At 56.3% G+C, this 7010-nt stretch carries 7 protein-coding genes; 1 reads left to right on the top strand and 6 read right to left on the bottom strand.

Annotated features, from left to right (window positions below; all coding sequences use genetic code 11):
- From BG52_RS05030 to lpdA, 5 genes are all read right to left on the bottom strand, one after another.
- Window positions 1-439, bottom strand: a 439-nt coding sequence (locus BG52_RS05030; RefSeq protein WP_397310892.1) for a lipoyl(octanoyl) transferase LipB, incomplete at its 3' end; no start/stop codon positions are given.
- A gap of 17 nt (window positions 440-456) precedes the next feature.
- On the bottom strand, window positions 457-1767 hold the full coding sequence (locus tag BG52_RS05025; RefSeq protein WP_036585122.1) for a dihydrolipoamide acetyltransferase family protein: 1311 nt from the start codon (window positions 1765-1767) through the stop codon (window positions 457-459).
- Between the two features lie 98 nt (window positions 1768-1865).
- Window positions 1866-2849, bottom strand: coding sequence for an alpha-ketoacid dehydrogenase subunit beta (locus tag BG52_RS05020; RefSeq protein WP_036585121.1), 984 nt, complete (start codon window positions 2847-2849; stop codon window positions 1866-1868).
- A gap of 2 nt (window positions 2850-2851) precedes the next feature.
- Window positions 2852-3886, bottom strand: coding sequence for a thiamine pyrophosphate-dependent dehydrogenase E1 component subunit alpha (locus BG52_RS05015; RefSeq protein WP_036585119.1), 1035 nt, complete (start codon window positions 3884-3886; stop codon window positions 2852-2854).
- Window positions 3887-4023: 137 nt separating this feature from the next.
- The gene (gene lpdA, locus BG52_RS05010) at window positions 4024-5448 is read right to left on the bottom strand and encodes a dihydrolipoyl dehydrogenase (RefSeq protein ID WP_036585117.1); all 1425 of its coding nucleotides are present in this window, start codon (window positions 5446-5448) and stop codon (window positions 4024-4026) included.
- Between the two features lie 169 nt (window positions 5449-5617).
- On the opposite strand from lpdA, the gene BG52_RS05005 reads away from it, so the two are divergent.
- Complete coding sequence (locus BG52_RS05005; RefSeq protein WP_036585112.1) at window positions 5618-5914, top strand: DUF2627 domain-containing protein; 297 nt, start codon at window positions 5618-5620, stop codon at window positions 5912-5914.
- A gap of 137 nt (window positions 5915-6051) precedes the next feature.
- Here the strand turns inward: BG52_RS05005 and spo0A are convergent, their stop codons facing one another.
- A complete protein-coding gene (spo0A, locus tag BG52_RS05000) occupies window positions 6052-6861 on the bottom strand; it encodes a sporulation transcription factor Spo0A (RefSeq protein ID WP_036585109.1) in 810 nt (269 codons plus the stop codon).
- Window positions 6862-7010: the final 149 nt, after the last annotated feature.

Here is a 7010-nt window from a genome sequence, read left to right as displayed (position 1 = left end):
TGACGCCGTACCCGGCGAGCCAATCGATCAACGCCTGCTCGAGGTTCCGCAAATAACCGTGCAGGTCGAGACCTGCGGCATCCAGATACAGCAGCGGGTAGCCGACAAGCTGGCCGGGCCCGTGGTAGGTAATGTCGCCGCCGCGGTCGATCTGAAACACGTTGATGCCGCGCGCCTCCAGCTCCGCTTCATTCAGCAGCAGATGCTCCGGATGATTTTGCGAGCCGATCGTATAGGTCGGGGGATGCTGGAGCAGCAGAAGCGTTTCCGGATGTTCGCCGCGGTCGATCGCTTTTACGAGCGCCTTCTGCCGATCCCAGGCAGCCGCGTAGCCGATCCTCGGAATGTAACGGATGTCGAGCGGAAGCCCAGACGCGGCCTCGCCGCTTTTTTCGAGATACCCGTCATACAAGCCCTTCACGTTCCCGTTCTCACTCATAGCCGCCGTCCCTCTTTTTAATAAAGCTTCGTTTCAAGATTGTAGCCTTCCAGGTTGTCCTTCACGCGCTGTAGAAACCGTCCGCAAATGACGCCGTCCAAAATCCGGTGATCGAGCGACAAACAAAGATTCGCCATCGACCGCACTCCGATCATATCGTTGATGACGACCGGGCGTTTCACGATCGATTCGAACGTAACGATCGCCGCCTGCGGGTAATTGATGATCGGATAGGACAGGATCGAACCGAACGAGCCGGTGTTGTTTACTGTGAACGTACCGCCCTGCATGTCCGTGAGGGACAGCATGCCTTCCCTCGTCCTGCGGGCGAGATCGTCGATCTCCCTCGCCAGTCCGGCAATGTTTTTCTGATCAGCGCCCCGGATCACCGGCGTCCAGACGCCGTCCTCCGTGCCGACCGCCAGATTGACGTTAATGTCGCGCTTGACGATGATTTTATCGACCGCCCACACCGAATTCATGATCGGGTAATCCTTGATCGCATTAATGACGGCCTTGAGGAAAAAAGCCAGGTACGTCAAGTTGACGCCTTCCCGCTTCATGAATTCGTCCTTCAGCTTGTTGCGCAGCACGACCAGGTTCGTCACATCTACCTCGATCATCGTCCAGGCATGCGGGATATCGGTTACGCTCTGGCGCATGCGGGTGGCAATCGTGTTTCGAAGCGGCGTCACGTCGATAAAATGTTCCCCGTTCCCCGGCTGCGACGGTCCTTCGACCTCGATTGCCGGGATCGTCGGAATGCGCGGCGTCTCCGACAAATGCAGGCCCGACGAGCGGACCGGCATTTTCTGCTGTGTGCCGGCCGGTTCGGCAGCGCCTCCGGGCTGGTTGGCCGGACCGCCGGATGCGACAAAGGCGAGAACGTCCTTGCGCGTGATGCGGCCGCCGATGCCGGTGCCATTCACGAACGTCAGATTGACGCCGTTGTCCGCCGCCAAGCGCTGTACAGCCGGCGAGTACCGGTGGCGCATGCTTGAATCGCTGTCTTCTTCGCCCTTGGCAGCCGCTGTCGACGCGCCGTCCGGCACGTCCGGACGGACCTCCGCATCGGCGGAGCCCTCCGTCTCAATCAGGCAGATGGGCGATCCCACCGGCACCGTTTCACCGGCTCCGACCAAAATTTTCACAAACTTGCCGGCAACTGTGGAAGGCAGCTCCGCATTCACTTTATCCGTGTTGATTTCACATATCGGCTCATACATGCTCACATTGTCGCCGGGCGCCTTCAACCATTTGTCGATGGTCGCCGATACGAGCGATTCCGCCAGCTGCGGCATGACGATCTCGGTCATTTGTTTCCCCATTGCTCAACCTCCAGCATACTCCCCGCAAAGTGAGGCCGGGCTTTGCAGCGCGCGCAGCTCCATATTCGGGGATTCGGTAAAGGATATAAATCGTTGTACTAGTATAATGCCAGCTTGCGCATCGCGTTTTTGAGTTTATCCTTATTCGGCATGAAATATTTCTCGCCCGGCGCGTTGATCGGCATTGCCGGCACGTCGGGACCGCATACCCGCACGATCGGCGCATCGAGCTCATACAGCAGCTCCTCGGCGATGATCGCCGCGACCTCCGCTCCGACACCGCCGGTTTTATTGTCCTCGTGCACGATCATGACCTTGCCGGTCTTCCGTACGGCTTCGAGAATCGCTTCCTTGTCGAGCGGCTGCAGCGTACGCAGATCGAGAATATGCGCACTGATGCCTTCGTCCGCAAGCTCCGCGGCTGCCTCAAGCGCATAGTGCAGCGGCAGGCTGTAGCCGATGACCGTGATGTCGTCGCCCTCGCGCAGCACATTCGCCTCGCCGATCGGTACGATATAATCGTCCTCCGGCACATCGCCGTTAATCAATTTATAGCATTTTTTGTTTTCGAAGAACAGAACCGGATCCGGATCGCGCACGGCCGCTTTAAGCAAGCCCTTTGCGTCATAAGCAGTGAACGGCGCCACGATCTTGAGACCGGGCGTACCGAAAAACACCGATTCCGGACACTGCGAATGGTACAGACCGCCGAACACGCCGCCGCCGATCGGCGCGCGGATAACGACCGGACAGGTCCAGTCGTTATTGGAACGGTAACGGATTTTCGCCGCCTCGCTGATGATCTGGTTCGTCGCCGGAAACATGAAATCGGAATACTGCATTTCGGCGATCGGCTTCATCCCGTACATGGCCGCTCCGATCGCAACGCCGGCGATGGCCGACTCCGCGAGCGGCGTGTCCAGTACCCGCTCCTCTCCGAACTGCTCCTGCAGCCCCTTGGTCGTTGTGAAAACGCCGCCTTTGAGGCCCACATCCTCCCCGAGAACGAAAACGTCTTCGTCGCGGGTCATCTCTTCCTTCATCGCCAGCCGAATGGCGTCGATGTAATCCATAACCGCCATGCTCAGCGTCCCCCTTCCGTTCCTTCGTCATCCGCGTAGACGTGCCGCATAATATCCTCCGGCGGAGCGAACGGCGCTTTATCCGCATACTCGATCGCCTCGTCCATCATCCGGTTGACCTCTTTGAGCAGCGCGGCCTCCTGCTCTTCGCTCCATAAGCCGCAATCGATCAGATATTGCTTGTATTTCGGAAGTCCATCCTTGTCGCGGTGCGCCTCGACCTCTTCTTTCGTACGGTAAGCCAAATCGTTATCGGACGTGGAATGCGGCGACATCCGGTACATGACCGCCTCGATCAGCGTCGGTCCTTCGCCCGCAACGGCGCGCTCTCGCGCTTCCTTGACGATGCGGTACACCTCCAGCGGATCATTGCCGTCCACCTTATAGCCCGGAAAGCCGTAACCGAGAGCCCGATCGCTTATATGGCCGCTGACCTGCTTGTGCAGCGGAATGGAAATCGCATACTGGTTATTTTCGCACATGAAGATGACCGGCAGCTTGTGAACGCCGGCGAAGTTGCAGCCCTCGTGAAAATCGCCCTGATTGCTCGAGCCGTCGCCGAACGTCACAAAAGATACGATCGGCTTGCGCTTCAGCTTGGCCGCATAGGCAATCCCCACAGCATGCGGAACCTGCGTCGTTACCGGACTGGAACCCGTTACAATGCGCAGCTTCTTGCTGCCGAAATGTCCGGGCATCTGACGTCCTCCGCTGTTCGGGTCCTCTGCCTTAGCAAAAACCGACAGCATGAGGTCGCGCATCGTCATGCCGACCGCCATCACGAAGCCGTAATCGCGGTAATAAGGAAGAAAATAATCATTATCCCGGTCAAGCGCGAACGCGGCGGCCACTTGAGCCGCCTCCTGGCCGATGCCGGATACATGGAAGTTGATTATACCTGCCCGCTGCAGCAGCAGCGACCGTTCGTCATACCTTCTGGCCGTCAGCATTGTGACGTACATTTGCACCGCCGTCTCATCCGTCAGACCGATCTCCCGGTGACGAAACGATTGCGTTACCGATCCGGTATTTGCCATATGTGCAGTCTCCCCTTCCGGCGCAAGAGGGATCTCGGAACCTCTTGATCTGCTCTTAACACCAGGTACTAATACTTGCCTATAGCTATTATACTGCTTTCGGCACAAAAAAGAAAATGATTAAAGGCATTGCCTCCTCAAAAAACGAGCGCTTGTCCATCGATTGCCAGCATCGCTTCGCCTAGCGCCTCGGAAAGCGTCGGATGGGGATGGATCAGCTGTCCCAACTCCCATACGGAAGCATTCAGCAGATCGGCTAACCCCGCTTCCGATATTAGATCGGTCACATGCGGTCCGATCATATGGACGCCGAGCGCATCCCCGGAATCGCAGTCGGCCACCACCTTGACGAATCCGTCCGTCTCGCCCAGCACAATGGCTTTGCCGATGGCCTGAAACGGCATTTTGACCGTTTTTACCTCATGCCCCTTCGCTCTGGCCTGACTTTCCGTCCAACCGATGGAAGCTACTTCCGGCCGCGAATACACACACCTTGGTATTCGGTGTGCCTCGATCGGGGCATGCTTCATGCCCGTCATATGCTCTACGGCGGCGATGCCTTCATGTGCGGCCGCATGGGCCAGCTGCACCCCACCGATCACGTCTCCGATCGCATAAATATGCGGCTCTGTTGTCTGCATATGCGCGTTGACGCGTATAAAACCGTCCTGCGTCTGAATGTCCGTCGCTTCCAGTCCTAGCCCCTCTACATTCGCCTCGCGGCCGATCGATACGAGCATACACGCGGTGGTGAGCACGATTTTGCCCTCAGCCGTTTCCGCGTTAACCGTCACGCCGCCGTCCCCCACCTCGCACGTATCGGGCAGCAGACGCGCCGAGGTCAGAACGCGTACGCCTCTGCGCCGCAGCAACTTCTCGAGCTCCGCCGACACGTCGGCATCCTCGCCGGGAAGCAGGCGCGAGGCCGTCTCGACGAGCGTGACCTGAACGCCGAAGTCATTCATCATCGATGCCCACTCGACACCGATCACGCCGCCTCCAATAATCAGGAGATTGCCCGGCAGCTCGCTCATGGCGAGCGCGTCGTCGCTGTTCATAATATGTATCCCGTCATACGGTAAACCCGGCAGCATCTTTGGACGCGAGCCGGTAGCCACGATCAGGTTTTTGGAAACGACCGTTTCCATCTCCCCGTCAGGCAGCTCCACAGCCAAAGCGCCGCTTCGCGGAGAGAAGATCGACGGGCCGACAATGCGGCCTTTGCCGTGGATGATGTCGATGTCATGCTTTTTCATCAAATATTGCAGGCCCCGATGCAGCTGGTCCACCGTTTGCCTCTTGCGTTCGGACACCAGATCATAACGCACCGATGCCTCGCCTTCGCATACGATGCCGTACCGCTGCGAGTCCTTGACCGTATGATAAACCTCCGCGCTCCGCAGAAGCGACTTGCTCGGTATGCAGCCGCGGTGCAGACAGGTGCCGCCTAACTTGTCCAATTCGATAATAGCCGTCTTTTTGCCGAGCTGAGCTGCCCGAATAGCAGCCGTATAGCCCCCCGGTCCGCCGCCAAGCACGGCCACGTCCACTTGTATCGTCATCCGACATTCGCCTCCGATTCCCTTTCAAGGGCTCGTTCGCCCGTTTCTATTGTACCTGTTTTTGCTTCAGAAAACATGTCCGAAATGAGATCCGGTGCCGAAATGGACAGCCCCAGCGGAAAAAGGTATGATAGGAGCGATGTGACGGACGGTTAGGAGGTTCGCGTTAATGAAGCAAGTCATCGCCCGATTTATCGCCGTTCTGCTGCTGGTTATCCCCGGTATATCCGCGACTTACGGCTTTCTCCTGCTTAAAAATACACTGTTCGCTTATTTATCCGGCTTCGGCGCGGAACAGACGCCGGGATTCCAATGGTTAACGTTCCTGCTGGGCCTGGTGCTGTTTTTCGGCGGCATCGCCTTCATCGCAGGCTGGATCTTTTTTCGCGATCGCAAACGGAATTATGTCGCACCCCGCTTCAAGGCGAAAAGACCGCGAACGCCGCGGCCAGGTCAGAACGGTTAAGAGATTGTTTTACCACAAACCCTCCTCAGTCTACGCCGTTAAAAAAAGACCGAGCACGTTGTTGCTCGATCTCACGGTTGGAATATGCGGTTCATGCGCCAGCGAGACGTAACATCGCCACAAGTTAATCGCGTCGTTCAGCTCACCTTATGCTCGATTCGCAGCTTGTCCGCGACCATGGCGATGAATTCGCTATTGGTTGGCTTTGATTTGCTGATATTGATCGTGTAACCGAACAGGTGCGAGATGCTGTCGATGTTGCCGCGCGTCCAAGCGACCTCGATTGCGTGTCGGATGGCCCGTTCCACTCGGGATGGGGTAGTCTTGAACTTCTCTGCGATTGCCGGGTATAGCGTCTTCGTGATCGCGCCCAAAATCTCGATGTTGTTGTACACCATCGTGATCGCCTCGCGCAAATATTGATATCCTTTAATATGCGCAGGCACACCGATTTCATGTATGATACTCGTGATATTCGCGTCCAGATTTTTCCCTTTGGCCAGCGGTACGACGTTCGACTTCGGAAACATGCTGCTGTTGTAGTTTGACGGGGATACGACAGCCTGGTTGCCGACCAGTTGCCGGATGCGATTCGCCAAAATTTCCATATCAAACGGCTTCAGAATGTAATACGAAGCGCCGAGTTGGACCGCTTTTTGCGTGATGTTCTCTTGTCCGAAGGCTGTAAGCATAATAATCTTTGGCATCGGATTCAGGTTCATATCGCGCAGGCGTTCAAGCACGCCGAGACCGTCGAGATGAGGCATAATGATATCCAAGATAAGAACGTCCGGCATTTTACGCGTTTCTTCCAGTAACCTCAGTACTTCCTCGCCATTATAAGCGACGCCGGTAACGGTCATATCGTTTTGTTCAGAGATATACTCGGACAACAAATTTGTGAATTCTCGGTTGTCATCAGCCAGCAATACTTCAATTCTTTGCAAGATGTGAGTCCTCCCTTAATATGGTCGTATGATTAATTTTTCAATTCCTATCCTCGTAACGTTTTCGACACTCCTTACTGAATTCCTTCTGTCGAAAATTATTTTTGCTTCTTCGCTGTGAGAAATGTTTAGCAAGTTAAAAGACCGTC

Source organism: Paenibacillus darwinianus (genome assembly GCF_000598065.1).
Lineage (GTDB): Bacteria > Bacillota > Bacilli > Paenibacillales > Paenibacillaceae > Paenibacillus_I > Paenibacillus_I darwinianus.
The sequence above is the reverse complement of the archived record's forward strand: the minus strand, read 5'-3'. Positions and strand labels throughout refer to the sequence as shown.

Coding starts and splice junctions, on each gene's coding strand:
- BG52_RS05005 (WP_036585112.1), top strand. CDS start 5,618: ATGAAGCAAGTCATCGCCCGATTTATCGCCGTTCTGCTGCTGGTTATC.
- BG52_RS05015 (WP_036585119.1), bottom strand. CDS start 3,886: ATGGCAAATACCGGATCGGTAACGCAATCGTTTCGTCACCGGGAGATC.
- lpdA (WP_036585117.1), bottom strand. CDS start 5,448: ATGACGATACAAGTGGACGTGGCCGTGCTTGGCGGCGGACCGGGGGGC.
- BG52_RS05025 (WP_036585122.1), bottom strand. CDS start 1,767: ATGGGGAAACAAATGACCGAGATCGTCATGCCGCAGCTGGCGGAATCG.
- BG52_RS05020 (WP_036585121.1), bottom strand. CDS start 2,849: ATGGCGGTTATGGATTACATCGACGCCATTCGGCTGGCGATGAAGGAA.